Source organism: Curtobacterium sp. PhB115 (assembly GCF_003752025.1).
In the GTDB taxonomy this organism is placed as follows: Bacteria; Actinomycetota; Actinomycetes; order Actinomycetales; family Microbacteriaceae; genus Curtobacterium.
Genome location: NZ_RJKR01000010.1, coordinates 107,280 through 133,390, shown reverse-complemented (window position 1 = coordinate 133,390; position 26,111 = coordinate 107,280). Strand labels below are relative to the sequence as shown.

Sequence of the window (26,111 nt, the reverse complement as noted above, 5' to 3'; positions counted from 1 at the left end):
CGTCGCCGAGTGGTCACGAACCGTCGTGCGTGCGTTGCCGAGGTGTCGCGAACTGTCGTGTGCGACGGCTCCGAGCGACAGTTGGTCAGCTCTCGGCGGACGTAAGCAGCATGTCGTGACCGCTGGGCGAACCGGGGCCGGGCGTGTCTGCCGTGGGCCGGGGGCGTGCTTCCCGGCGGTCGCGAGTGGTCGCGAACCGTCTTGCGCGCGTCGCCGAGGTGTCGCGAGCTGTCGTGCGCGCGTCGCCGCGTGGTCACGAACCGTCGCCCGCGACGGCCTCCGGCGACAGTTGGTCAGCTCTCGGCGGACGTGAGCGGCATGTCGTGAACCGCCCGCAAGCGCGACCTACGCGGCGCCGCCCTCGGCGTACGGGCCGATCTTGCCCGTCCGCATGATGCGCTCGAGCAGCTGGTCGAAGTTGCGCGCCATCTCCTGCGCGGACTCGCCGGGCCACACGTGCAGGGGCTTCGCCGCACCCTGCGCCTGCTGCAGCGAGGTGCGCTCGGGCAGCTGCGGGGAGAGCACGAGGGGGCCGAACATGTCCCGGAGTTCCTTGATGCGGAACTGGTGCTCGAGCGACTGGACGCGAGCACGGTTCACGATGATGCCGAGCGGCTGCAGGCGGGGGGAGAGGCCGCGGCGGATCTCCTCGATCGCCCGGAGTGCACGGTCGGCCGCGGCGACGGAGAACAGCCCCGGCTCGGTGACGACGGTGACGCGGTCGGACGCTGCCCACGCGGTGCGGGTGAGGGCGTTCAGCGACGGCGCGCAGTCGATGAGCACGAGCTCGTAGTCCTGCTCGACGTTGGCGAGGGCCTCTTCGAGCTTCCAGATGTCACGGATCGAGGGGTGCGGCCCGTCGAAGTTGATCGCGGAGGGCGACCCGACCATGACGTCGATCTTGCCCTGCGAGCCCTTCGTCCACCCGGACGGGGCGATCGCCTGACGGACGATCTTCTCCTTCGGGTTCTCGAGGACGTCGGCCACGTTGAGGTGTCCGGCGAGGTTGATGTCGAGGCCCGTGGAGACGTCGGACTGCGGGTCCAGATCCACCACCAGCGTGCGCAGTCCCTTGGCGAACGCGGCCGAAGTCAGGCCGAGCGTCACCGTCGTCTTGCCGACACCACCCTTGAGGGAGCTCACGCTGAGTACATGCACGGTCAGCAACGTTACCGCCACTAGGGTTGTCTCACCTCAACCCGGGCTGAAAGGGACGTCGTGTTCACCAAGATCCTCGTGGCGAACCGTGGTGAGATCGCCATCCGTGCGTTCCGTGCCGCGTACGAACTCGGAGCGCGCACCGTCGCGGTCTACCCGTACGAAGACCGCAACTCCCTGCACCGGCTGAAGGCCGACGAGTCGTACCTGATCGGGGAGCGCGGGCACCCGGTGCGCGCGTACCTCGACGTCTCCGAGATCATCCGCGTGGCCCTCGAGTGCGGCGCCGACGCGATCTACCCCGGCTACGGCTTCCTGTCCGAGAACCCGGACCTCGCCGCCGCTGCCGCCGCGAACGGCATCACCTTCATCGGCCCGGGGCAGCACGTCCTCGAGATGGCCGGCAACAAGGTCACCGCGAAGGAGCACGCGATCGCGGCCGGTGTCCCGGTCCTCGCGAGCACGCCGGCGAGCCGTGACATCGAGGAACTCATCGCCGGTGCGGACGCGATCGGCTTCCCGGTGTTCGCGAAGGCCGTGGCCGGCGGTGGCGGGCGTGGCATGCGCCGGGTCGAGACGAAGCCCGAACTCCGCGCCGCGCTGGAAGAGGCGATGCGCGAGGCCGACAGTGCGTTCGGCGACCCGACGATGTTCCTCGAGCAGGCGGTGATCCGGCCGCGGCACATCGAGGTGCAGATCCTCGCCGACGCGTCGGGCACCGAGGCCGGCACGATCCACCTCTTCGAGCGGGACTGCTCCGTGCAGCGCCGCAACCAGAAGGTCGTCGAGATCGCTCCGGCGCCGAACCTCGACCCGTCGATCGCCCGCGCGCTGCACCGCGACGCCGTCGCCTTCGCCCGGTCGATCGGCTACGTGAACGCCGGCACGGTCGAGTTCCTGCTGGACACCGAGGGCGAGCGGGCCGGCCAGCACGTGTTCATCGAGATGAACCCGCGCATCCAGGTCGAGCACACCGTCACCGAAGAGGTCACCGACGTCGATCTGGTGCAGTCGCAGATGCGGATCGCCTCGGGGGAGTCCCTGGCCGACCTCGGGCTGTCGCAGGACACCGTCGCCGTGCACGGGGCGGCCCTGCAGACCCGCATCACGACGGAGGACCCGACGCAGGGCTTCCGTCCGGACACCGGCCGCATCACCACGTACCGCAGCCCCGGTGGCGCGGGCGTGCGGATGGACGGCGGCACGGTCGCGACCGGCGCCCAGATCAGCCCGCACTTCGACTCGATGCTCGCGAAGATGACCTGTCGCGGTCGGGACTTCCCGGCGGCCGTCGCCCGCGCGAAGCGTGCCCTCGCCGAGTTCCGCATCCGTGGCGTCAGCACGAACATCCCGTTCCTGCAGGCCGTGCTCGAGGACCCGGACTTCGCCCGCGGCGACGTCTCGACGAAGTTCATCGAGGAACGCCCGCAGCTGTTCAGCGGCCACGTCTCGAAGGACCGCGGCACGAAAGTCCTGAACTGGCTGGCGGACGTCACGGTGAACAAGCCGAACGGTGAGCGGTCGCCGCTGGTCGTCGACCCGAGCGCGAAGCTCCCCGCCCTCGACCTCAGCACTCCGGTGCCCGAGGGGCAGCGCGACCTGCTGCTGGCGAAGGGTCCGGCCGCGTGGGCGCAGGACCTCCGCGCGCAAACCGCCCTCGCGGTGACCGAGACGACGATGCGGGACGCGCACCAGTCGCTCCTCGCCACCCGGGTCCGCACGAAGGACCTCGTCGCCGTCGCCCCGTACGTCGCGCGGCTCACCCCGCAGCTGCTCAGCGTCGAGGCCTGGGGCGGTGCGACCTACGACGTCGCCCTCCGGTTCCTCGGCGAGGACCCGTGGGAGCGCCTGGCGTCCCTGCGCGAGGGGATGCCGAACATCCCGATCCAGATGCTGCTGCGCGGCCGCAACACCGTCGGCTACACCCCGTACCCGACCGAGGTGACCGACGCGTTCGTCGCCGAGGCCGCCGCCACGGGCGTCGACGTCTTCCGCGTGTTCGACGCGCTCAACGACGTCAATCAGTTGCGACCGGCGCTCGAGGCCGTGCTCGCGACCGGCACGGCCGTCGCCGAAGCGGCGCTCTGCTACACCGCCGACCTCCTCGACCCCGCCGAGGTCCTGTACACGCTCGACTACTACCTCCGCCTCGCGGAGCAGATGGTCGAGGCCGGCGCGCACGTCATCGGCATCAAGGACATGGCGGGGCTCCTCCGCGCAGGCGCCGCCGAGAAGCTCGTCGCCGCCCTGCGGGAGCGCTTCGACCAGCCCGTCCACGTGCACACGCACGACACCGCCGGTGGCCAGCTCGCCACGCTCCTCGCGGCGTCCCGCGCCGGAGCCGACGCGGTGGACGTCGCGTCCGCGCCGATGGCCGGCACGACCAGCCAGCCGAGCATGTCCGCGCTCGTCGCCGCCCTGGCGCACACGGAGCGCGACACCGGACTGTCCCTCGATGCCGTCGGTGACCTCGAGCCGTACTGGGAGTCGGTCCGGCGTGCGTACGCACCGTTCGAGTCCGGGCTCCCCGGTCCGACGGGTCGCGTCTACAAGCACGAGATCCCCGGCGGCCAGCTGTCGAACCTCCGGCAGCAGGCGATCGCGCTCGGTCTCGGCGACCGGTTCGAGCAGGTCGAGGACTGGTACGCCGAGGCGAACCGGATCCTCGGTCGTCCGACGAAGGTGACGCCGTCGTCGAAGGTCGTCGGTGACCTCGCGCTGCAGCTCGCAGCCGTCGACGCCGACCCGGTCGACTTCGAGCAGAACCCGCAGAAGTACGACATCCCTGACTCCGTCGTCGGCTTCATGGCCGGCGAGCTCGGCGACCTGCCCGGCGGTTGGCCCGAGCCGTTCCGGTCGAAGGTGCTGGAGGGGCGGACCATCACCCCGACCGTCACGCCCGTCCCCGACGACGAGCGGGCGAACCTGACGAAGACCGGCCCGGAGCGCCAGCACGCGCTCAACCGCCTGCTGTTCCCGCAGCCGACCGCGCAGTTCGAGAGCGTCCGCGAGCAGTACGGCGACCTGTCCGTCGTGCCGACGGTCGACTACCTCTACGGCCTCCGCCCCGGGCAGGAGCACGTGGTGCCGCTCGGCAAGGGCGTGAACCTGTTCGTCGGGCTCGAAGCGATCGGCGAGGTCGACGACAAGGGCATCCGCACGGTGATGGCGACGATGAACGGGCAGCTCCGCCCGGTCTCGGTCCGCGACCGTTCGGTCGAGGTCGAGACGAAGACGGCCGAGCAGGCTGACAAGTCCGACCCCAAGCAGGTCGCCGCGCCGTTCTCCGGTGTGGTGACGCTCAAGGTCGCCGTCGGTGACGTCGTCGAGGCCGGAGCGGCCGTGGCGAGCATCGAGGCGATGAAGATGGAAGCGGCCATCACGGCGCCCGTGTCGGGCACCGTCGGCCGGCTCGCGATCCCGGTGACCCAGCAGGTGGACGCCGGCGACCTCCTGGTGGTGCTGCAGTAAATTGACCGTCCGTCCGATCCGCCTCTTCGGCGACCCCGTCCTCCGTTCGCCGGCCGACCCGATCCGACCCGAGACGCTGGGGAGTCCGGGGCTCCGCGACCTCGTGCAGGACCTGCTCGACACCGTGCAGGAACCCGGCCGTGCCGGCGTCGCCGCGCCGCAGATCGGCGTCGGCCTCCGTGCGTTCTCGTACAACGTCGACGGCGAGGTCGGCTACGTCCTCAACCCCGAGATCGTCGAGGTCTCCGGTGAGCGCGAGCTGATGGAGGAGGGGTGCCTCTCCGTCCCGGGCCTCGGCTACCCCACCCCCAGGTACCCGTACGCGAAGGTCCGCGGGGTGGACGTCGACGGCGCCGAGGTCGTCCTCGAGGGCACCGGTCTGATGGCCGAGGCGCTCCAGCACGAGGTCGACCACCTCGACGGCACGGTGTACGTGATGACGCTCGACCCGGAGGTCCGGCGGCAGGCGCTCCGTGACATCCGGGCCCAGGACTGGTTCCACTGAACCGCTCCGCGTTCGCCCTCTGCGGAACCCGCCGAGCAGCCAGCTGGGCAACACCGGTGACACCCCCACGGGGGATTGTCGCTTTGTCCTGACGAAGAGGTACCGTATCGGCGTCGGCCTCCCACCGACACCGTCACCCACACCCCCAGGACGATCAGCATGGCCTCCCAGAACGACGAGCTCAGCTCCCACCGCACCCGTACGAACCGACGCCTCGACCCGGTCCCCGTGACGACCTCGTCGACGGCCGTCCTCGACGCCCCCGACGTGCAGGACGCACCGCAGCGCTGACCGCAGCTGGCGGACCCGACAGCGGGTCGCGCCCCGCGCGCAGACGCAACAGCCTGGAGGCCCGGATCACGTCCCACGGACGTGATCCGGGCCTCTCCCCATCGACACGGCCGGTCCGCCGCTGGCGCGTCGGACCGGAACCGGCGACGTGGGCCCAGACCGTTGCGTTGTCGGTCCGCGTCTACGCGCGATCGCGGCGGCGCCGCTCCGCGATGACGGGCGTCGCCGTGGTCTGCACCTTCGATCCCGAGTAGATGTGGTCGATGTCGGCCGCGAAGTCCTTCAGGATGACCGGCCGCTTGATCGTCAGCTTCGGCGTGAGGTGCCCGGACGCCTCGCTCAGCTCGGTGTCGAGGATCGTGAACGACCGCACCGACTCCGCGCGCGACACGCGGCCGTTCGCGGCGTCGATGGCCTCCTGCACCGCGTGGTGCACGCGCTCGTCGTAGGCGGCCTCGTGGGCGGACAGTGCCGGCGTGATCCCGCGGGTCTCGCACCAACCGCCGAGCATCTCGCGGTCGAGCGTGACGAGGGCGGCGACGAACGGCTTCCCCTCGCCGACCACGACGACCTGCCCGATGAGCGGGTGTTCGCGGATGCCGTCCTCGAGCGGCGCCGGTGCGACGTTCTTGCCGCTCGCCGTGACGATGAGCTCCTTGGCTCGGCCGGTCACGGTGAGGATGCCGTCGCCGTCGAGCCGGCCGAGGTCGCCGGTGCGGAACCACCCGTCGGCGAACGCCTTGGCGGTCGCCTCGTCGTTCCGCCAGTAGCGGTCGAAGACGTCGACACCGCGGATCAGGATCTCGTCGTCGTCGGCGATCCGGATCTCGACCCCGGGGAGGGCACGACCGACGGAGCCGATGCGGAGCTCGCCGGCACGGTTGACGGTCGCCGGCGCGGTCGTCTCGGTGAGGCCGTAGCCCTCGAGGATGAGCACGCCGATCGAGCGGAAGAAGTGCGACAGCCGCGGTGACAGCGGGGCGGAGCCGCTGATGGCGTACTCGACCCGGCCGCCGATCGCGTCGCGGAGCTTCGCGTACACGAGTCGGTCGAAGAGCTTGTACTTCAGGCCGAGCGTGAACGGGACCCTGCCGGCCGCGAGCGCCTCGGAGTGCGCGACGGCGGTGGCTGCGGCGGCGCGGAAGACGCGGCCCTTGCCACCGAGGTCGGCCTTCTGCTCCGCCGAGTTGTAGATCTTCTCGAAGACCCGGGGGACCGCGAGCAGGAACGACGGCTTGAAGGTCGACACCGCCCGCATCAGGTCCTTCGTGTCCGGTTCGTGCCCGACCAGGACACCGGCGGACACCGACATCGCGGCGATGAACCTGGCGAAGACGTGGGCCATCGGGATGAAGAGCAGGGTGGAGGCGCCGTCGGCGACGACCTCGGGCATGGCCTCGCTGGCGCCCTCGACCGTCGCGGTGAAGTTGTCGTGCCGGAGCACGCACCCCTTCGGCCGGCCGGTCGTGCCCGAGGTGTAGATGAGCGTGGCGTCGTCGTGCCCGTGGACGGTGGCCGTGCGGGCGTCGAGCTCCTCGTCGGTGACGTCCTCGCCGAGCCGGGTCAGGTCGTCGAGCCCGCCGCCGTCGATCGTCCAGTGCTGCCCGAGGTGCGGCAGGTCGGGGGCGATGGACGCCACCCGTCGTGCGTGGTCCTCTTGTTCGACGATGATCGCGACGGCCTCGGAGTCGGAGAGGATCCAGCGCACCTGGTCGGGGGAGCTCGTCTCGTACACGGGGATCGACACGAGTCCGGCGGTCCACACCGCGAAGTCGACGAGGGTCCACTCCAGGCGGGTACGGGACAGGATCGCGACGTGTGCGCCCTGTTCGAGGCCGGCGGCGACGAAGCCCTTCGCGATGCCGCGGACGCGGGCGAGGACCTCGCCGGCGGTGATCGTCGTCCACGTGTCGCCGTGGCGCTCGGCCAGGATCGGCCGCGACGGGGTCAGGCGGGCGCGGTCCGTCAGGAGCCGTGCGGCGGAGCCGTGGTCCGGCGCGACCGGGCGGCTGTCGGGCGTCTCGCGGCGCGTGTCGGTCGTCTCGCGACCGGTGTCCGGTGGCGTGGCGTGCTTGCCGGAGGTGGTGGCGCTGCTGCGAGCGGGCCGCTGATCGTTCACGGTGACTCCCTTGTCTGCCGGTTCGATTCGAGTGCGCCTCAGCACCGAGGCGACACCGCCAGCATAGGACTCGTCACCGGGCGTTCCGTGACTTCGCGGCGAACCGGTAGGCTCGTTGCTCGTGCACGCCATCGGAATCGACATCGGGGGCACCAAGATCGCGGGAGCGGTCGTGACGGAACTGGGCGAGATCGTCGCCGAGGACCGCGTGGCCACGAACGCTGCGGACCCGAACGCCATGCTCGACGACGTCGTCTCGATGGTCGAGCGACTCAGTTCGCAACACCAGGTCGGCGCCGTCGGCGTCGCAGCTCCTGGGTTCATCGACGCCTCGCAGTCGATCGTCTACTACACGCCGAACATCCGGTGGCGGAACGAGCCCCTCCGTCAGAAGCTGCAGCAGCGCCTCGGCGACCTGCACATCACGGTCGACAACGACGCCAACGCCGCCGGCTGGGCCGAGTTCCGCTTCGGCGCCGGTCGCCTGGTCTCCGACATGACGATGCTCACGATCGGCACCGGTGTCGGCGGGGCCATCGTGACCGAGGACCGCCTGTTCCGCGGCGGCTTCGGCACCGGCGGCGAGATCGGCCACCTGCGCATCGTCCCGAACGGCCTGCCGTGCGGCTGCGGCGCCCGCGGCTGCATCGAGCAGTACGGCTCGGGCCGCGCCCTGCAGCGGATGGCGAACGACGTCGCCGACGCCGGCGGCATCGGTTCCGCCCTGGCCGACGCGCGCGATGCGAACGGCGGTGAGCTCGACGGCAAGATCGTCGGCGACCTCATCCTCGCCGACGACCCGGGTGCCCTCGCGGCGCTCCGACGCCTCGGCCGGCACCTCGGCGAGGCCTGCGCCTCGCTCTCGGCGGTGCTCGACCCCCAGCTCTTCGTGTTCGGCGGTGGCGTCGCCAGCGCGGGGGACCGGCTGCTCGACCCGATCAAGCAGGCGTACCTCAACAACCTGCCGGCGCGCGGCTACCACCCGGAGCCCGACTTCGTGATCGCCGAGCTCGTCAACGACGCCGGTGTCGTCGGTGCGGCCGACCTCGCCCGCATCCACGCCCGGACGGCGTAGGGTCAGGCGTCCCCACCACCCGGGCCTCCCCACCACCTGGAGTCGTCGATGACCTACTGGCTGCTGAAGAACTTCCTGCTCGGCCCGCTCATCCTCACCCTGTTCCGCCCGTGGGTGGTCGGACGCGAGTACGTGCCCACCAAGGGCCCGGTGATCTTCGCGTCCAACCACATCTCGTTCATCGACTCGGTGATCCTGCCGGCGGTGCTCGACCGGCGGCTGTCGTTCCTGGCGAAGAGCGACTACTTCACCGGTCGGGGGCTGAAGGGCTGGGCGACGAAGACGTTCTTCAACGCCATCGGCCAGCTGCCGATCGACCGCTCCGGCGGCAAGGCGTCCGAGGCGTCGCTCCGCACCGGCCTGCAGGTCCTGGCCCGCGGTGAGCAGCTCGGCATCTACCCCGAGGGCACCCGCAGCCCCGACGGCAAGCTGTACCGCGGCCGCACCGGCATCGCGCGGATGATCCTCGAGGGCCGCGTGCTCGTCGTGCCGGTCGCGATGGTCGGCACGCGCGAGGTCCAGCAGATCGGCCAGCGCTTCCCGAAGATCAAGCGGGTCGGCGTCGTGTTCGGCAAGCCCCTCGACTTCTCGCGCTTCCAGGGGTTCGAGACGGACCGCTTCATCCTGCGCAGCGTGACGGACGAGGTCATGCACGAGCTCGCCGGGCTGAGCCGCCAGGAGTACGTCGACGTCTACGCGACGAGTGTCAAGGAACGCGCGAGCACCGCGCGCGAGGCCGTCATGCGGGAACGGAAGACGACGCCCGCACGTTAGGCTCTGATGGTCCCGGCACTCCGCCGGGACGCCCGTGTCGTCGCGTGGACACACGCCGCCGGGCCGCCCGCACAGAACACCGAGGTAACGCCCTTGTTCGAGTCGACCGACTTCGTCGCCCTGCAGGATCCGGACGTCATCGAGGGCCTCGACTATTGGCGGACGCTCCCCATCAAGCAGCAGCCCACGTGGCCGGACGCCGCTGCGGCCGAGGCTGCATCGGCGGAGATCGCCACGCTGCCGCCGCTCGTCTTCGCGGGCGAGGTCGACAAGCTCCGTGAGCGGCTCGCCGCGGCGGCCCAGGGCAAGGCGTTCCTGCTGCAGGGCGGTGACTGCGCCGAGACCTTCGCCGGCGCCACCGCCGACTCCATCCGCGACCGCGTCAAGACGATCCTGCAGATGGCCGTCGTGCTGACGTACGGCGCGTCGATGCCCGTCATCAAGATGGGCCGCATGGCCGGGCAGTTCGCCAAGCCGCGCTCGAGCGACTTCGAGACCCGTGGTGACGTCACGTTGCCCGCCTACCGCGGTGACATCGTGAACGGCTACGACTTCACGCCGGAGAGCCGTCAGGCCGACCCGCGCCGTCTGGTGCAGGGCTACCACACGGCCGCGTCGACGCTGAACCTCGTCCGTGCCTTCACCCAGGGTGGCTTCGCCGACCTGCGGCAGGTGCACTCGTGGAACAAGGGCTTCGCGTCGAACCCGGCGAACGCCCGCTACGAGCACCTCGCGAAGGAGATCGACCGCGCGATCCGCTTCATGGACGCCTGCGGTGCCGACTTCGAGGCGCTCAAGCACGTCGAGTTCTACGCCTCGCACGAGGGGCTGCTCATGGACTACGAGCGCCCGATGACCCGCATCGACTCCCGCTCCGGTCTGGCGTACGACACGTCCGGGCACTTCATCTGGATCGGTGAGCGCACGCGCGACCTCGACGGCGCCCACGTGGACTTCCTGTCGCGGGTGCGGAACCCGATCGGTGTGAAGCTCGGCCCGACCACGTCGGTGGACGACATGAAGGCCCTGGTCGACAAGCTCGACCCGAACCGTGAGCCCGGCCGCCTGACGTTCATCACCCGCATGGGCGCCGGCAAGATCCGCGACGAGCTGCCCAAGCTGCTCGAGGCGATCAAGGGCATGGACGCCAACCCGCTGTGGGTCACCGACCCGATGCACGGCAACGGCCTCACCACGCCCACCGGGTACAAGACCCGTCGGTTCGACGACGTCGTGGACGAGGTCCTCGGCTTCTTCGAGGCGCACCGCGAGGTCGGCACGTACCCGGGCGGCATGCACGTGGAGCTCACCGGTGACGACGTCACGGAGTGCTTGGGCGGCTCGGAGCACATCGACGAGGCCACCCTCGCGACCCGCTACGAGTCCCTCTGCGACCCGCGCTTGAACCACATGCAGTCGCTCGAGCTCGCGTTCCTCGTGGCCGAGGAGCTCAGCGCGCACCCGCACGTGCGCGCGTAGCGCGCCGCGCCCTCGCGCCGACTCTTCGCGCCGGGCGACAGTTCTCGCGGCTGCGGCCCCGAGAACTGTCGCTCAGCCCGGAAGTCGGCAGCGCAACGTCGGCCGGGAGGCGCGGTGCCAGCTGGCACCGTGCCTCCCGGCCGTCGTCGTGGTGCGTTCCGGGCCCGCGCCGACTTCGCGGGGTGAGCGACAGTCCACGCGCCGGGGTGCGCGCGAACTGTCGCTGAGCCCGAAAGTCGGGCGCGGGCGCGGCCGCGGCGGCGCCTACTGGTCGTAGGAGAGCGTCACCGTGTCGCCGCGGTACACCGTGGCTCCGGCGCCCGGGTCGGTGCCGGTCACCGGCAACTTGGACTTCCAGTCGTAGAAGCCGCAGAGGATGTTCGTGCAGTCCGGCACGGAGACCTTGAGCCCGAGGCCCTCGAGCGTCGCGGTGGCGTCGTTGATCGTCTCGCCGACGACGCCGTCCTCCGGCACCGTGATCGGCGTCGGGCCCTTCGACACGACGACGTCCACCGCGCTCCCACGGACGGCCGGGGAGTCCTGCACGGCGGCGGAGACGATCTGCCCCGAGGGGACGGACTCGTCGTACTCCTCCGTCCGCGCGCCGAGGATGAGCCCGACGTCGTCGAGCGCTGCCGAGGCCTCGTCGACGGTCTTCCCCACCACGTCCGGCACCGGTCCGAGCGACACCGTGAGCGTGACCGGGCCGGTCTCGCCGTAGGCCTTCACCGACGTCAGGTCGAGTGCCTTGCCGCCGGATGCCCGTCCGGTCGCCGCGATGACGGTGTCCTTCGCGGCGTCCGCCGAGAACTCGTAGCGGTTGTCCTGCAGCTCGAAGTCGTCGTCGAGCGCGGCCGTCACGGTCGAGATCGGCTGTCCGACGATCGCCGGGAGCGCGATCATCCGCGGACCGCTCGACACGACGAGCTGCACCGCGCTGCCCCTCTGGACCTCACGTTGGGCGGCGGGCTTCGTCGTGGACACCTGTCCCTTCGCGACGACGGCGTCGAACCGGGTTCCGGTCTTCGACGCCGCGTGCAGGCCCTGGGCTTCGAGCAGTTGCCGGGCCTGCGAGACCGACTTGCCCGTGACTTCCGGGATCCGCACGTTGCCACCCGGCCCGGGGCCGAAGTACCAGCCGAAGCCGGCGCCGATCAGGGCGAGCACGACGACGACGGACAGCAGGATCCAGCCGCGCTTGCGACGCTTCGCGGACTGGTCGGCGAGGCGCTGGCCCGCGGGGGAGAGCACGCCGGGTTGCGAGCCGGTCCGACGGGGACCGGGAGGCGCGTTCCGCCCGCGGTTCACCGGACGCCCGCGGTCCGGGCTCTGGATGATCGCGGTGGCGTCGGCGGAGTCCGGCGACGACGGAGCTGCCGCCGCAGCCCCGGCCGCGAGCGTGTTTGCACCGGGAGCCCCGGCTGCGCTGCCGGCTCCACCGCCGGACGGCAGGATCGCGGTCGCGTTCTCGGGGCGGAGCACCGCCGTGCGGTACTGGCCGGTGGCGCGCTGCTGGTTGCCGGCCATGTGGTCGAGCATCTCGCGGGCGTCGCGGGGGCGGTCCTCGGGGTCGCGGGCCGTCGACCAGGCGACGAGTTCGTCGAGTTCCGGCGGGACCCCGGCGACGGCGGCGCTCGGCGCCGGCACGGAGTCGTTCGCGTGCTGGTAGGCGATCTGCATCGGCTGCTCGCCCTTGTACGGCTGCTCGCCGGTGAGCATCTCGTAGAGCATGATGCCGAGCGCGTAGATGTCGCTGCGGGAGTCGGCGGCGCCGCGTGTGACGAGTTCGGGCGACAGGTAGGCGATCGTGCCGAGCAGAGCGGCCCCGGTCGCGGTGTTCGCGGTGGTGGCCCGCGCCAGCCCGAAGTCACCGAGCTTGATGCGCCCGTCGTCGGCGAGCAGGACGTTCTCGGGCTTCAGGTCGCGGTGCACGATGCCGGCGCGGTGCGCGGAGGCCAGCCCGGCGAGGACCGCACGGAGGATGTCCGTCGCCTGCTCGGGCGTCAGGGCGTGGTGCTCCTGCAGCAGGTCCCGCAGCGTGATGCCGGGGATGTACTCCATGACGATGTACGCGGTGTCGTCCTCGGCGCCCTGGTCGTAGACGCCGACGAGGTTGGGGTGCGACAGGCGGGCGGCCGAGCGGGCCTCTTGGATGAAGCGCTCCCGGAAGGCCTGGTCGTCGGCCAGGTGCCCGTGCATGATCTTGATCGCGACGCGTCGCTCGAGGCGCACGTCGGTGGCGAGGTACACGGTCGCCATGCCGCCCCGCGCGATGCGCGAGCGGACGCGGTACCGCTGATCGATCATGCGACCGATCATCGGATCCGTGGCGGCGTTGGTGCTCATCGGCCGTATTCTACGAATCCGGACCGGGAGAGCCCGCACCGGCGCACCGGTCGTGACCGAATCTCGATCTCGGGGATGACGTCTGGGCGGGTCAGAGCGTCGCCAGCCAGCTCTCGGCGGCGGACGCCCAGTGTGCGTAGGCCTTCGGGTAGGCGGACAACTGGACGGCCTGTGCGGCGTCGGTGATGCTCATCGACGACCAGCCGTTGACGTCGAGCAGCCCGCGGGTCTTGCCGGGGTTCGGGTTGGCCCGGCCGCCGAAGAAGGCCTTCGTGGCGTACACGGGGTCCTGCAGCTGCGTCGCCGTTCCCCAACCCTGGCTCGGGCGCTGCTGGAACAGGCCGATCGAGTCGCGGTCGCCGTGCGGCAGGTTCCGGAGGCTCGACTCCTGCATCGCGGCCGCGAGGGCGACGACGATGCCGCGGTCGGACACACCGAGGGAACGGCCGACGGAGACGATCGTCGCGGCGTTCCCGCGCTGCTCCGCGCTCAGCCCGACGGCGGAGCTCACCGCGGCACCGGACGAGGCGGCACCCGAACCCGACCCCGTCGAGACGGCAGCGCCCGGGATCACGAGCGTCTTCCCGGCGTAGATCGTGCTCGTGTAGCTGAGCCCGTTCGCCGACAGGAGCGATGCGACGGACACGTGGTGCGACGCCGCGATGGAGCCGATGGTGTCACCGGCCGAGATTTTGACCGACGACGACGACGTCGACGACGTCGACGACCCCGACGACGCCGTGGACACCGATGCGCTGCCCGTCGAGCCGTGCGGCACCCGGAGCGTCTGCCCGGGGTAGATCACGGAGCGCGGCGACAGCTTGTTCGCGCTGAGGAGCGCCGTCGTCGACACGCCCACCCGTGACGCGATGCCGGACACCGTGTCGCCGGACTTGACGTGGTAGCTGGACGTGCTCGAACCCGAGCCGGAGGTCGAGCCCGACCCGGAGGTCGTCGCGGTCCGCACCGAGGCCGTCGTCACCGCGGGGGTCGAGGCGAGGTGCAGCGTCTGCCCGGGGTGGATGATCGTGTTCCAGCCGAGCCCGTTCCGGACCAGGACCTCCTGCGCGGACAGGCCGTACCGGGCGGCGATGCCGGAGACCGTGTCGCCCTGCCGGACGGTGTAGGTCGTGGGTGCTGCGGTCGCAGGGGACTTCGTCGCCGCGACCGTCGTGACGGTGGTCTGGGCGGGGCGTGCGACGGCGGTGCCGAACACCGGTCGGTTCCCGACGTTGCGGTCCTGGTCGACGTGCCGCTTGGCGTTCGAGTCCTGGTCGTCGTGCCGTGGTTCGGCGTGCGCGATCGGGCCGGTCAGGCCGGCGGTCACCGCGATCGTCCCGGCGAGGACGATGGGTACGGTCGCGAACCGGGCGGATCGAGCGCGCCGGGCGTCTTCGTCTGCAACGTTGTCCACGGGTTTCTCCCTGATCTCGTGTGAGCCGTGCATCGTGCGCGCACTCACAGGTGGCACAACGCTGGCATGGCGTGATTCCCAAGTCAACCAGAGAGCCGGATGTGACGGATGGGACGAATGTGACGAACGGGGCGTATTCACTCCGACCCCACCTCTGGCACCATGGGCGTGTGAGTGCTGCACCCGTCGACGACCTGACCCTCTCCGAGCGCTGGCTGACCGTCCCCGAACTGGTGGACCTGTTCAGCACCAGCCCGGGTCGGATCCACCGCCTGTTCGAGGAGAAGACCCTGCTGGCCGCCCGCGTCGGCGGTGTCCTCCGGGTCCCCAGCGAGTTCCTCGAGGACCGCGAGCCCCTGCCCGAGCTCCGTGGCACCCTCACCGTCCTCAGCGACAACGGCTTCACCGACGACGAGGCCGTGCGCTGGATGCTCACGGTCGACGACTCGATGGGCGTCTCGCCGATCGCGGCGCTGCGCGCCGGTCGCAAGGCCGAGGTGCGTCGCGTGGCCCAGTCGCTGCTCTAGCAGCCGACCCCGGATCGGACTGGAGGCGCGGTGCCAGCTGGTACCGCGCCTCCAATCCGTGACGGGCTGGTTCTAGGACGTCCGCCGGCTGACCGTGTCGGCCAACGACGCGAGCTGGTCGCGCGCCGACGGCGTCAGTGGCGACGCCTCGAGCGCCGCCTTCGCACGCTGCACGTGCCGGTCGATCGACCGCTCCACCGCGGCCACCGCACCGGACTCGGTGAGGGTCGCGCGGAGCATCTGCACCTGCTCCTCGTCGAGGTCGGGGTCGCCGAGCAGCTCGTCGAGGAGCTGGCGCGGACCGGACGGCAGCGCCTTGCGGGCCGAGGCGATGAGGACGGTGCGCTTGCCCTCGCGGAGGTCGTCGCCGGCGGGCTTCCCGGTGACCTCGGGGTCGCCGAACACGCCGAGCATGTCGTCGCGGAGCTGGTAGGCGACGCCGAGGGGGAGTCCGAACGCGCGGAGCCCCTCGAGCTGCGAGTCGCTCGCGCCGGCCACGAGCGCACCGATGACGAGGGGTGCCTCGATCGAGTACTTCGCGGACTTGAAGACGATGACGCGCTGGGCACGGAGCAGGTGCTCGGACTCGTCGATCACCGGCCAGGCGGTCTCTTCGTGCACGTCGAGGTACTGCCCCGCCGTGACGTCGAGGCGCATCGCGTGGAACTCCTGGCGGACGATCCGGCCGCGCACCGGGTCGAGGAGCGCGAGGCCCTCGTCGAACACGGCGTCGCTGAGGGACAGGAGCAGGTCGCCGAGGAGCAGCGCGGAGTTCGTGCCGTACTGCCCGCGGTCGCCGACGAAGCCGGACTCCTCGTGCAGGGACTCGAACCGGCGGTGTGCTGCCGGACGCCCGCGACGGGTGTCCGAGCGGTCCATGATGTCGTCGTGGACGAGGGCTGCGGCGTGGAAGACCTCGAGCGCGGCGGCGACCGTGACGATCGCCTCGGCGGTGGTCTGCCGGGACCCCTCGGCCAGCGGGTCGAACGACCCGGAGCGGCCCGCCACCGACTGCCATCCCCAGTAGCAGAACAGCGCCCGGAAACGCTTGCCGCCGGACAGCAGGTCTCGGGCGTACTGGTCGAACGGCGCGAGGTCGGGGCTGATCGCGAGGAGCCGTTCACGCTGCTCGTCGAGTGCCCGGTCGATACGCGCCGATACGAGGTCCACTAATCGCGTACTCTCAGCCACGATCCCTACCCTAGTGGAGTGACTGAGGCATAGAATCGGTCCACTCGGCAAGGTGTTCCCCACCTCGTCCGGAACACCAGCTTCACCCGAACACCAGAGTCATCCCAACCAAGCGTCGATCCCAGGAACAGAGGGAACCCAGATGCCGCTCTCGGAACAGGAGCAGCGCCTTCTCGAAGAGATGGAGCGCAGCCTCTACCAGAACGATTCCGATTTCGTGGCACGTGTCACACGTCGACAGGGCCGTCCGACGTACACGTCCATCACGCTCGGGGTGCTCGGCGCACTCGCCGGGGTCGCAATCGTCATCATCGGACTCGTCATCAAGGCGCCGCTGCTGGGCATCCTCGGCTTCGTCGTCATGCTCGCCGGTGTCCTCTTCGCGCTGCGACCCGGCATGCGCGCCCCGAAGGCGAAGGCGCCTCGGAGCGGCGGTCCCGCGTCCGGCGGTGCTGCTCGACCCACCGGCAGCGCCGGCAGCAACGGCGGGGGCTCGTTCATGGATCGCATGAACGACCGCTGGGACAAACGGAACGACCAGAGCTAGACGCTCCACACTCCTCCACGGGGTCGGCCTTCGGGCCGGCCCCGTTTCGTGTTCCCGGGGGTGGGTAGGTGTGGGTGGCGCGCGGGGAGCCGGCGCGGGTGGCGGCGGCGCGAGGGGTCATGACACCCCGTCCGCTGACCGCCGAGGGGTCACGAAGTGTCGCCCGCGGTCCTCTTGGGTGACAGTTCGTGCGACCTCGGCGGCGCGCGAGCGGCTTGTCGTGACCACTCGGGGACCGGCGGCCGGGCGCGGTGGAGCCGGCCGCGCGTGGGTGGGTGGTGCCGGGCGGAGGTGCGTGGTGCCTCCCGGCGGCGTGGCGTTGGCGGGGTGGTGGCGGCGCGAGGGGTCACGACACCCCGCCCGCTGATCGCCGAGGGGTCACGAAGTGTCGCCCGCAGCTCGCTCGGGCGACAGTTCGTGCGACCTCGGCGGTGCGCTGGCGGCATGTCGTGACCACTCGGGGGCCGGCGGCCGGGCGTGATGGAGCCGGCCGCGCGCGTGCGGGTCGTGCGGGGCGGGGGTGGGTCGCGCCTCCCGGCCGGGGTGAAGCCGCGCGCCGCGCCCCGCCGCGCTCCACCGGCTGTGGAAGTCCTCCACTTTCCTCCACGCACTCCACTCCGCTCCACATCCCCGTCCTGACGGGCATCGGGCGACGCGTCGGCGCGCGGAACCGGCCCCGAGCGACCCCAAAAGGGGTGTCGTGGGCGGAAAAGGGAGCGGAATCCTGGGCAGGGGGAGGGGAGTGGAGTAAAGTGGGGCTCGCAACGGTCCGGTGGAGCGGAGGGGAGGCCCGACGTGCTGCTCGGTACTCATGCCCCGAAGCTCGACGAGAAGGGTCGCGTGATCCTCCCCGCCAAGTTCCGGGACGAACTGTCCGGGGGACTCGTGATGACCCGCGGCCAGGAACGCTGCGTCGTGGTCTTCAGTGCCCGGACGTTCGAGGAACTCCACGAACGCATCCGGACCGCTCCGATGACGTCGAAGCGCACCAGGGACTACATGCGTCTGTTCCTCTCGGGGGCCAGCGCCGAACAGCCCGACAAGCAGAACCGCGTGACGATCCCGCAGAACCTCCGTGAGTACGCGGGGCTCGAGCGGGACCTCACGGTCATCGGCAGCGGTGACCGTGCCGAGATCTGGTCGACCCCCGCGTGGGAGGCCTACTACGCCGAGGCCGAAGAGGCGTTCGCCGACAACGACGAGGAGGTGATCCCGGGGATCTTCTGATCCGTGGATCGGGACTCCCAGCCGTGAAGCCCTGACATCACTTCCCCGATGTCAGGTCGCATGGATGGGGATCCGGACCCGCGGCCCGGAGGACGAGGGGCTGCACATGGCCGAGAACGACAACGAGACGCCACGCTTCCCGCACACGCCGGTGATGCTCGAACGCATCGTCGACCTGTTCACGCCGACGCTCGAGGGACCGGGCAAGGTCGTCGTCGATGCGACGCTCGGCATGGGCGGTCACTCCGAGGGGCTGCTCGAACGGTTCCCGGAGCTGACGCTGATCGGGCTCGACCGCGACACCGACGCGCTCGGCATCGCGGGGGAGCGGCTCGCCCGCTTCGGTGACCGCGTCCGCCTGGTGCACACCGTCTACGACGGCATCGTCGACGCGATCGAAGGCGAAGGGTTCGCCAAGGTGGACGGCGTGCTGTTCGACCTCGGGGTGAGCTCGCTGCAGCTCGACCGGGCCGAGCGCGGATTCGCGTACAGCCAGGACGCTCCGCTCGACATGCGGATGGACCGGACCGAGGGGCAGACCGCCGCCGACGTGCTCGCCACGTACGACGAGGGCGAACTCCGCCGGATCTTCCAGCGCTACGGCGAGGAGAAGCTCGCCGGCCGCTACGCCCGCGCGATCGTCGACCGGCGGGCAAGCAAGCCGTTCGAGATGTCCGGCGACCTCGTCCAGGTGCTGCACGACGCCACCCCGGTGGCGATCCAGCGCCAGGGCCACCCGGCCAAGCGCGTGTTCCAGGCGCTGCGCATCGAGGTCAACGCCGAACTGAGCGTCCTCGAGCGGGCGATCCCGGCGGCGCTCGACGCCATCGCGGTCGGTGGCCGGATCGTCGTCGAGTCCTACCAGTCGCTCGAGGACCGCATCGTCAAGCGGGCCCTGGTGGAGCGCACGAAGTCGAGCGCCCCCGCCGGCCTGCCGGTCGAGCTGCCCGAGCACGCCCCCACCTTCTCCCTGATCGTCAAGGGCGCCGAACTGGCCGACGAGGCCGAACGCGCCGCCAACCCCCGAGCAACACCCGTGCGACTCCGCGCGGCCGAGCGGATCCGGAAGTGACATGAGCACGAACCTCGCACTCGTCGACCCCGCCGTCATCCCGTCGCGGACCGCGCGTCCCGAGCGGACCGACCGCCCCGACCGGGCGCACCGGCCGGAACTCGTCGAGGTCACCCCGACCAAGGCCCAGCGCCGCGCTCGTCCCCGCATCGGGTACGCGGTCACCGCCGTCGTGGCGCTCGGCATCCTGCTCCTGGCACAGCTCGGCATCAGCATGGTCCTGAGCCAGGGGGCGTACACGCTGAACTCCCTCAGCACCGAGCAGACGAACCTCTCCCGCACGCAGCAGTCGCTGTCCGAGGAGCTCCGGGTGCTCGACTCGCCGCAGAACCTCGCCCGCAACGCGCAGGCACTCGGCATGATCGCGAACTCGACGCCGGTCTACCTCGACCCGAAGACCGGTCGTGTCTACGGCACGCCGACTCCGGCGGTCGCCGACCAGGCCACGGCAGCGACCTCGAACCAGGTGCCGAACTCGCTGCTGGACGACGTGCCCCTCGCGGCGAAGCAGGGTGACACCTCGGCGAGCAAGGAGACGGGGTCGAGCACGGGCAGCACGAGCAGCACCGGCACCGGCACCGGCGGCACCGGCGGCACCGGCGGCACCAGCACGGGCACCGGCACCGGCACCACCGGCACGACCACTTCGACTGAGAAGACGGGCACGGCGTCTGAGAAGACCGGCGGCGCCAGCGCGTCGGACGGGGCTTCGTCGAAGTCGTCCGTAGAGTCCGACGCGAACCAGCTCCAGGCGCCCTCCACCCGGTGACCTGCGGGTCTGCACCACCCTCAGCTCCACCCGGGAAGGACCGCACCGCGTGACGAAGACGATCCGCAACCGACGCCTGCGCTACAGCATCGTGATGCTCGCCGTGATCGCCCTGGTGGGCGTGTTCGTGGTGCGACTGGTCGACATCCAGGTCGTCCAGGCGGCCGAGCTGAACAAGCAGTCCGCCGAGAAGCGCAGCATCCCGGTGACGATCTACGGCACCCGCGGCTCCATCGTCGACCGCAACGGCACCGAGCTCGCCGACAGCGTCACGCGGTACAACATCACGACCTCGCCCCGCCTGGTGAAGAAGTTCGAGGGCAAGCTCGGCGGCACCCGCGTCAAGGAGGTCACCGTCGACACCGCCCTGAAGGCGCTGGCGAAGGCCTCCGGCGGGGACGTCGCCACCATGCAGAAGAACATCGCGGCGAACCCGAAGTCCGACTTCGCGTACCTGGTCAAGGGCCTCGACGTGAAGCACTACGAGGCCGTCACCGACCTCGGCATCCCGTGGATCTACAAGGAGCAGCAGGCCTCACGGGTGTACCCGACGGGTGCCACGACCGGCAACATCACCGGGTTCATGGGGACCGACGGAGCCCAGGCCGGACTCGAGTACGCGTACAACAAGTGCCTCGCCGGGACGAACGGTTCGGAGACCTACGAGCGCGGTGAGGACGGCGTCCAGCTGCCCGGCAGCACCGTGACGAAGAAGCTGGCCAAGGACGGCGGCACGCTCGAGACGACGATCGACAGCGACCTGCAGTACATGGCGGAGCAGACGATCGCCTCGGCCGCGAAGGACCTGCAGGCGGTGTCCGCCACCGCCACGGTCACGAGCGTGAAGACCGGTGAGCTGCTGGCCGTCGCGGACTACCCGACGGTCGACCCGAACGACGTCGACGCGACGACCGACAAGGGCGCCTTCGGGTCCCGCGCGCTGACCGACTCGTACGAGCCCGGCTCGACGATCAAGGCCGCCATCGCCGCCGCCCTGATCGACCAGGGCAAGTCGAGCCCCACCGACCAGGCCGTCGTGCCGTACTCGCGCACGTTCCCCTGGGGCGGCACGATCCACGACTCGGAGTTCCACGACACCGAGAACCTGACACTGACCGGGATCCTCCGCGACTCGTCGAACGTCGGCATCACCGAGCTCGGGTCGCGCCTCACCGCGCAGCAGCGGTACGACTACATGCAGAAGTTCGGGCTGTTCGAGCCGGAGTCGGCGATCGACTACCCGGGGCAGCCGTCGATGGACTACGGCTCGAGCCCGAACTGGGACCAGCAGACCAACATCAACTCGATGTTCGGTCAGGGCATCTCGACGACCGCGGTCCAGGTCGCGAGCGTGTTCCAGACGATCGCGAACGGCGGGGTCCGGATCCCGCTGCACTTCGTGAAGGGCTGCGAGACGGCCGACGGCACGACGATCGACGCGCCCGACGTGCAGAAGGAGCGCGTCGTGTCCGAGAGCGCCGCGACGCAGGTGACCGACATGCTGCAGAGCGTCGTCACCGGTGGCACGCTCGTGGGCATGAAGCCGATCTCGGGCTACAACATCGCCGCGAAGACGGGTACCGCCGAGGTGGCCGAGGGCTCGAAGGGCTACGGCTCGCAGCGCATCACCTCGGTGGCCGGAATGGCACCCGCAGAAGACCCCCAGTATGTTGTCACGGTGACGTTCACGAAGCCGCAGACCAACAAGTGGTCGAGCGGAGCGGCTCCGGCGTTCCGCACACTCATGTCCCAGGTGCTCGAGAAGTACCGTGTCGCCCCCTCCACGACGCAGGCGAAGACCTACCCGTCCACGTGGTGAGGAAGAAGGAGCACTTGTCCGCACGGATCCCCCCGGTCCTCCGACCGGAACACCCGACGCCGAGGCCCGTCGCCGAACTCGCGAACGCGTTCGGTCTGCGTGTCGTCGGCTCGGTCGACGCCGTCGAGACGACCGGTGTCACCCTGAGCGCCGCCGAGGTGCAGCCGGGTGACCTGTTCGTCGGCGTGCACGGTGCGAACCGGCACGGCGCGCAGTTCGCGACCGAAGCCGCCGAGCGCGGCGCCGTGGCCGTGCTGACCGACGCCGACGGTGTCGCGCTCGTCGAGCCGTCCGGCCTGCCGGTGCTCGTCGTCGACGACCCCCGCGCAGCGCTCGGTGACGTCTCCGCGTGGGTCTACCGCACCCACCCGGACGAGGCGACGGACCTGCCGCAGCTGTTCGCCGTCACCGGCACGAACGGCAAGACGAGCACGTCGTACATCCTCGAGGGGATCCTCAAGCAGCTCGGGCTCGTCACCGGCCTCAGCTCGACCGCCGAGCGCCACATCGGCACGCTTAGCGTCACCAGCCGTCTCACCACGCCCGAGGCCAGCGAGATGCACGCGCTCCTCGCCCGGATGCGCGAGAGCGAGGTCCGCGCGGTCGCCGTCGAGGTGAGCGCGCAGGCCCTCAGCCGGCACCGTGTCGACGGCATCGTCTTCGACGTCGCGGCCTTCACGAACCTGTCGCACGACCACCTCGACGACTACGCCGACATGGAGGAGTACTACCAGGCGAAGCTCCCGCTGTTCCAGCCCGAGCACGCCCGTCGCGGCGTCGTCTCGCTGGACACCGACTGGGGCCACCGCGTGGTGCAGGACTCCCGCATCCCGGTCACCACGATCACCGTGCACCCCGACGTCGAGGCCGAGTGGCACGTCGACATCGTCGAGGCGCACGCGGCCTACACCGAGTTCCGTCTGACGGGGCCCGAGGGTCGCGAGCTCACCACCCGTGTGCCCCTGATCGGGTGGCACATGGCCGCGAACGCCGCGCTGGCGATCGTCATGCTGGTCGAGGGCGGCTTCGAGCTCGGCGCCATCGCGCACGCGCTCGGGAGCAACCACCGTCGCTACCCCGACGAGGACGACACGAGCGACCGCGACGGACAAGGCTCCTCCGTCTCCGCCATCGAGTGCTACCTGCCGGGCCGCACCGAGCGGGTCTCCGGGGACCGCGGGCCCAGCGTGTACGTCGACTTCGGCCACAGTGCCGACGCCTTCGAGAACACCCTCGCCGCCGTCCGGCAGTTCACGTCGGGCAAGGTCCTCATGCTCTTCGGCGCGGACGGCGACCGCGACAAGACCAAGCGCGGCGACATGGCCCGCGTGGCGGCCGCCGGCTCCGACATCCTCGTCGTGACCGACCACCACCCCCGCTTCGAGGACGCCGCGTCGATCCGGACGACCCTCGTCGAGGCCGCTCGTGCGGCCTACCCGGACCACGAGCTCTACGAGGTCAGCCCGCCCGAGGCTGCCATCCGCAAGGCCGTGAGCCTGCTCGGCGAGGGGGACTCGATCCTCTGGGCCGGCCCCGGCCACCAGGACTACCGCGACATCGCGGGCGTCCGCACCCCGTACTCGGCACGCGACGAGGCCCGTGCGGCGCTCCGCGAAGCCGGTTGGGAGCCGAACTCCGGTCCGGCCGAGGACCTCCGATGATCGCCATGACCCTCGCCGAGATCGCCACCGCGATCGGCGGCGAGCTGATCGGCGGCGCCCAGGCGACGGACGTGGCCGAGCCGGGCGACCTCGTGGTCGAGGGCTCGGTCGAGACCGACTCGCGCCTGGTCACCCCCGGCAGCGTGTTCTTCGCGCTGCCCGGTGAGGTCACCGACGGACGACGCTTCGTGGCCGCGGCGGTCGACGCCGGTGCCGCGCTCGTGATCACCCAGGAGCGCGTGGACACCACCGCGCCGCAGATCGTGGTGGCGGACGGCTACGCGGCCCTCGCCGCGCTCGCGCACGAGGTCGTCACCCGTGTCCGGATGTCGAGCGCCGACCGTGTCGACGCCGCCGGACGCCCGGCCGGCCTGCAGGTCGTCGGCATCACCGGCTCGAACGGCAAGACGAGCACGAAGAACATGCTCCGCACGATCCTCGAGCAGCACGGCGAGACCGTCGCGCCCCAGGGGTCGTTCAACAACCACGTCGGCGCACCGATCTCGATGCTCCGGATCACCCACGACACGCGGTACCTCGTCGTCGAGATGGGTGCGAGCGGCATCGGCCACATCGCCTCGCTCGTCCGCATCGCCGAGCCGGACGTCGGTGTCGTCCTCAAGGTGGGCCTCGCGCACGCCGGTGAGTTCGGCGGCATCGAGGCGACGCAGCGCGCGAAGTCGGAGATGGTCGCCGACCTGCCGGCCACCGCGACCGCCCTGCTCAACGTCGACGACGACCGCGTCGCGTCGATGCGTGCGCTGACGGCTGCGCAGGTCGTCGGGTTCGGCACGTCGGCCGAGGCCGACTACCGCATCACCGGCATCGAGACGGACCGCAACGGCACCCGCTTCACCCTCACCGCGCCTCCCGTCCGCCAGGAAGGCGAGCGTCCGACGGACGTGACCCAGCCTGGGCCCACGCCGCCGGTTCCGGATCGACGCGCCAGCGGCGAGACGGCCGTGCCGGCGGGGAGAGGCACGGATCACGTCGACGTGCAGCTCGCGATCCTGGGTGAGCACCACGCCATGAACGCGGCCGCCGCCCTGACGGTCGCCCACCGCTGGGGCGTCCCGCTCGCCGACGGCGCCGCGGCGCTCGCGTCGATGACGCGCGCCGAGCGCTGGCGCATGGAGCTGCTCCCCGGCGGCCCCGAGGGCGTCACCGTGATCAACGACGCCTACAACGCGTCGCCCGACTCCACCGCGGCCGCGCTGCGGACCCTGGCGCAGATCGTGCGCCCGGGGGAGCGGACCGTCGCCGTGCTCGGCGAGATGGCCGAGCTCGGCGAGTTCTCGACGGAGGAGCACGACCGCATCGGCCGGCTCGTCGTCCGTCTCGGCATCGGGCAGCTCGTGGTCGTCGGCCGCGGCGCGATGCCGATCCACCAGGCCGCCACCCTCGAGGGATCGTGGGACGGCGAGTCCGTGTTCATCGAGGACGTCGACGACGCCGTCCGTGCCGTGCAGGAGATGCTCCGCCCCGGCGACGTCGTCCTGGTCAAGTCCTCGAAGTCGGCCGAACTGCGATTCCTCGGCGACCGCCTCGGAGGTGTCACCGAATGATCGCGCTCCTCATCGCCGGCGCTACGTCGCTGGTGTTCACGTTGCTGCTCACCCCGTTCTTCATCAAGCTCTTCCACCGTCTCGGGTGGGGCCAGTTCATCCGTGACGACGGTCCCCAGTCGCACCACACCAAGCGCGGCACGGCGACGATGGGCGGCATCGTCCTCATCATCGGCGCGGTGCTCGGCTACTTCGTCGGGCACCTGGTCGGGCGCGACTCGATCACGCTGTCGGGCCTGCTCGTGCTGTTCCTGATGGTCGGCCTCGGCTTCGTCGGGTTCATCGACGACTTCCTCAAGGTCCGGCGCCAGCGGAGCCTCGGCCTCGGCGGGTGGGCGAAGATCCTCGGTCAGGTCATCGTCGGTGTGATCTTCGCCACGATCGCCCTGGTCGTGCCGACGTCGAACGGCAAGCCGCCGGCGTCGACGATGATCTCCGCGATCCGCGACATCCCGTGGCTCGACTTCATGGCGCTCGGCACGGTCATCGGCACGGTGCTGTTCCTCGCGTGGATCGTGCTCCTGACGGTGTCGACGTCGAACGGCGTCAACGTCGCGGACGGGCTCGACGGTCTCGCGACCGGGTCGAGCATCCTGGCGATCGGCTCGTACGTCATCATCGGCTTCTGGCAGTCGAACCAGATCTGCGGCGGTGCCCGGCTCGACGCGAGCACGGAGCACGCCTGCTACACCGTGACGAACCCGCTCGACCTCGCCGTGGTCGCGGCGGCGGTCTGCGGTGGCCTGATCGGCTTCCTCTGGTACAACACCTCGCCGGCGCAGATCTTCCTCGGCGACACCGGTTCGCTCGGCCTCGGCGGCGCGCTGGCGGGTCTCGCGATCCTCAGCCGTACCGAGCTCCTGCTCGTCCTCATCGGCGGCCTGTTCTTCATCGTCACCGGCTCGGTCATCCTGCAGCGGGCGTACTTCAAGATCACCCACGGCAAGCGCATCTTCCGCATGAGCCCCCTGCACCACCACTTCGAACTGAAGGGGTGGGCTGAGGTGACGGTCGTCGTCCGCTTCTGGATCATCGCCGGACTCTTCGTCGCGGCGGGGGTCGGCCTCTTCTACCTCGAATGGATCGCACGCGTTGGTTGAC

Annotated in this window: 20 protein-coding genes; 15 read left to right on the top strand and 5 right to left on the bottom strand. The window is 70.7% G+C overall.

What is annotated here, in order from left to right:
- Window positions 1–345 precede the first annotated feature (345 nt).
- Entirely contained in the window at window positions 346–1,158 is an 813-nt protein-coding gene (locus EDF19_RS14795) for a ParA family protein (RefSeq protein ID WP_123681627.1), read from the bottom strand.
- A gap of 60 nt (window positions 1,159–1,218) precedes the next feature.
- Between EDF19_RS14795 and EDF19_RS14790 the strand changes: the two genes are divergently transcribed.
- The 3 genes from EDF19_RS14790 (at window position 1,219) to EDF19_RS19415 (ending at window position 5,425) form a co-directional block, all read left to right on the top strand.
- Entirely contained in the window at window positions 1,219–4,629 is a 3,411-nt protein-coding gene (locus EDF19_RS14790; RefSeq protein WP_123681626.1) for a pyruvate carboxylase, read from the top strand.
- Window position 4,630: 1 nt separating this feature from the next.
- Window positions 4,631–5,134 carry a peptide deformylase gene (locus EDF19_RS14785; protein WP_123681625.1) on the top strand — a complete coding sequence of 168 codons (504 nt, stop codon included), beginning with the start codon at window positions 4,631–4,633 and terminating at the stop codon, window positions 5,132–5,134.
- Between the two features lie 159 nt (window positions 5,135–5,293).
- Window positions 5,294–5,425 (top strand): hypothetical protein, encoded by a 132-nt coding sequence (locus EDF19_RS19415; protein WP_260217219.1) that lies wholly within the window; start codon window positions 5,294–5,296, stop codon window positions 5,423–5,425.
- Window positions 5,426–5,606: 181 nt separating this feature from the next.
- Here EDF19_RS19415 and EDF19_RS14780 read toward each other — a convergent pair whose 3' ends face one another.
- The gene (locus EDF19_RS14780) at window positions 5,607–7,544 is read right to left on the bottom strand and encodes a long-chain fatty acid--CoA ligase (RefSeq protein WP_123681624.1); all 1,938 of its coding nucleotides are present in this window, start codon (window positions 7,542–7,544) and stop codon (window positions 5,607–5,609) included.
- Between the two features lie 121 nt (window positions 7,545–7,665).
- On the opposite strand from EDF19_RS14780, the gene EDF19_RS14775 reads away from it, so the two are divergent.
- The 3 genes from EDF19_RS14775 to EDF19_RS14765 all read left to right on the top strand — a co-directional run bounded on the left by EDF19_RS14775 (window position 7,666) and on the right by EDF19_RS14765 (window position 10,872).
- A complete protein-coding gene (locus EDF19_RS14775) occupies window positions 7,666–8,619 on the top strand; it encodes an ROK family glucokinase (protein WP_123681743.1) in 954 nt (317 codons plus the stop codon).
- 48 nt (window positions 8,620–8,667) lie between these two features.
- Entirely contained in the window at window positions 8,668–9,393 is a 726-nt protein-coding gene (locus tag EDF19_RS14770) for a 1-acyl-sn-glycerol-3-phosphate acyltransferase (RefSeq protein WP_123681623.1), read from the top strand.
- 93 nt (window positions 9,394–9,486) lie between these two features.
- Window positions 9,487–10,872 carry a class II 3-deoxy-7-phosphoheptulonate synthase gene (locus EDF19_RS14765; RefSeq protein ID WP_123681742.1) on the top strand — a complete coding sequence of 462 codons (1,386 nt, stop codon included), beginning with the start codon at window positions 9,487–9,489 and terminating at the stop codon, window positions 10,870–10,872.
- A 264-nt stretch (window positions 10,873–11,136) separates the two neighbouring features.
- Here the strand turns inward: EDF19_RS14765 and pknB are convergent, their stop codons facing one another.
- Together pknB and EDF19_RS14755 are read right to left on the bottom strand one after the other, a co-directional pair.
- Window positions 11,137–13,218, bottom strand: a complete 2,082-nt coding sequence (gene pknB, locus EDF19_RS14760; RefSeq protein ID WP_123681622.1) for a Stk1 family PASTA domain-containing Ser/Thr kinase — start codon at window positions 13,216–13,218, stop codon at window positions 11,137–11,139.
- A gap of 91 nt (window positions 13,219–13,309) precedes the next feature.
- A complete protein-coding gene (locus EDF19_RS14755) occupies window positions 13,310–14,632 on the bottom strand; it encodes a LysM peptidoglycan-binding domain-containing protein (RefSeq protein ID WP_185022876.1) in 1,323 nt (440 codons plus the stop codon).
- A gap of 170 nt (window positions 14,633–14,802) precedes the next feature.
- Between EDF19_RS14755 and EDF19_RS14750 the strand changes: the two genes are divergently transcribed.
- Window positions 14,803–15,159 (top strand): Rv2175c family DNA-binding protein, encoded by a 357-nt coding sequence (locus EDF19_RS14750; RefSeq protein ID WP_123681620.1) that lies wholly within the window; start codon window positions 14,803–14,805, stop codon window positions 15,157–15,159.
- 72 nt (window positions 15,160–15,231) lie between these two features.
- On the opposite strand, the gene EDF19_RS14745 is transcribed toward EDF19_RS14750, so the two are convergent.
- Window positions 15,232–16,350, bottom strand: a complete 1,119-nt coding sequence (locus tag EDF19_RS14745; protein WP_123681619.1) for a polyprenyl synthetase family protein — start codon at window positions 16,348–16,350, stop codon at window positions 15,232–15,234.
- Window positions 16,351–16,492: 142 nt separating this feature from the next.
- Here EDF19_RS14745 and EDF19_RS14740 point away from each other — a divergent pair, with 142 nt between their 5' ends.
- The 8 genes from EDF19_RS14740 (at window position 16,493) to mraY (ending at window position 26,110) form a co-directional block, all read left to right on the top strand.
- The gene (locus tag EDF19_RS14740; protein WP_123681618.1) at window positions 16,493–16,897 is read left to right on the top strand and encodes a DUF3040 domain-containing protein; all 405 of its coding nucleotides are present in this window, start codon (window positions 16,493–16,495) and stop codon (window positions 16,895–16,897) included.
- Window positions 16,898–17,692: 795 nt separating this feature from the next.
- The gene (gene mraZ / locus EDF19_RS14735) at window positions 17,693–18,124 is read left to right on the top strand and encodes a division/cell wall cluster transcriptional repressor MraZ (protein ID WP_017886616.1); all 432 of its coding nucleotides are present in this window, start codon (window positions 17,693–17,695) and stop codon (window positions 18,122–18,124) included.
- 106 nt (window positions 18,125–18,230) lie between these two features.
- On the top strand, window positions 18,231–19,196 hold the full coding sequence (gene rsmH, locus EDF19_RS14730; RefSeq protein WP_123681741.1) for a 16S rRNA (cytosine(1402)-N(4))-methyltransferase RsmH: 966 nt from the start codon (window positions 18,231–18,233) through the stop codon (window positions 19,194–19,196).
- Window position 19,197: 1 nt separating this feature from the next.
- Window positions 19,198–19,965, top strand: a complete 768-nt coding sequence (locus tag EDF19_RS14725) for a hypothetical protein (RefSeq protein WP_123681617.1) — start codon at window positions 19,198–19,200, stop codon at window positions 19,963–19,965.
- 49 nt (window positions 19,966–20,014) lie between these two features.
- The gene (locus EDF19_RS14720) at window positions 20,015–21,784 is read left to right on the top strand and encodes a penicillin-binding protein 2 (protein WP_260217215.1); all 1,770 of its coding nucleotides are present in this window, start codon (window positions 20,015–20,017) and stop codon (window positions 21,782–21,784) included.
- Window positions 21,785–21,798: 14 nt separating this feature from the next.
- Complete coding sequence (locus EDF19_RS14715) at window positions 21,799–23,445, top strand: Mur ligase family protein (protein ID WP_123681739.1); 1,647 nt, start codon at window positions 21,799–21,801, stop codon at window positions 23,443–23,445.
- Window positions 23,442–25,010: a UDP-N-acetylmuramoyl-tripeptide--D-alanyl-D-alanine ligase gene (gene murF / locus EDF19_RS14710; RefSeq protein WP_123681616.1), complete on the top strand. Its 1,569-nt coding sequence runs from the start codon at window positions 23,442–23,444 to the stop codon at window positions 25,008–25,010. The genes EDF19_RS14715 and murF overlap by 4 nt, the downstream gene beginning before the upstream one ends.
- The gene (mraY, locus tag EDF19_RS14705) at window positions 25,007–26,110 is read left to right on the top strand and encodes a phospho-N-acetylmuramoyl-pentapeptide-transferase (RefSeq protein ID WP_123681615.1); all 1,104 of its coding nucleotides are present in this window, start codon (window positions 25,007–25,009) and stop codon (window positions 26,108–26,110) included. Before murF ends, mraY begins: the two co-directional genes overlap by 4 nt.
- Window position 26,111 lies beyond the last annotated feature (1 nt).

What these genes read in the sequence shown, in the direction of transcription:
- EDF19_RS19415 (WP_260217219.1), top strand. Translation starts at nt 5,294, where the DNA reads ATGGCCTCCCAGAACGACGAGCTCAGCTCCCACCGCACCCGTACGAAC.
- EDF19_RS14770 (WP_123681623.1), top strand. Translation starts at nt 8,668, where the DNA reads ATGACCTACTGGCTGCTGAAGAACTTCCTGCTCGGCCCGCTCATCCTC.
- pknB (WP_123681622.1), bottom strand. Translation starts at nt 13,218, where the DNA reads ATGAGCACCAACGCCGCCACGGATCCGATGATCGGTCGCATGATCGAT.
- EDF19_RS14740 (WP_123681618.1), top strand. Translation starts at nt 16,493, where the DNA reads ATGCCGCTCTCGGAACAGGAGCAGCGCCTTCTCGAAGAGATGGAGCGC.
- rsmH (WP_123681741.1), top strand. Translation starts at nt 18,231, where the DNA reads ATGGCCGAGAACGACAACGAGACGCCACGCTTCCCGCACACGCCGGTG.
- EDF19_RS14725 (WP_123681617.1), top strand. Translation starts at nt 19,198, where the DNA reads ATGAGCACGAACCTCGCACTCGTCGACCCCGCCGTCATCCCGTCGCGG.
- murF (WP_123681616.1), top strand. Translation starts at nt 23,442, where the DNA reads ATGATCGCCATGACCCTCGCCGAGATCGCCACCGCGATCGGCGGCGAG.
- mraY (WP_123681615.1), top strand. Translation starts at nt 25,007, where the DNA reads ATGATCGCGCTCCTCATCGCCGGCGCTACGTCGCTGGTGTTCACGTTG.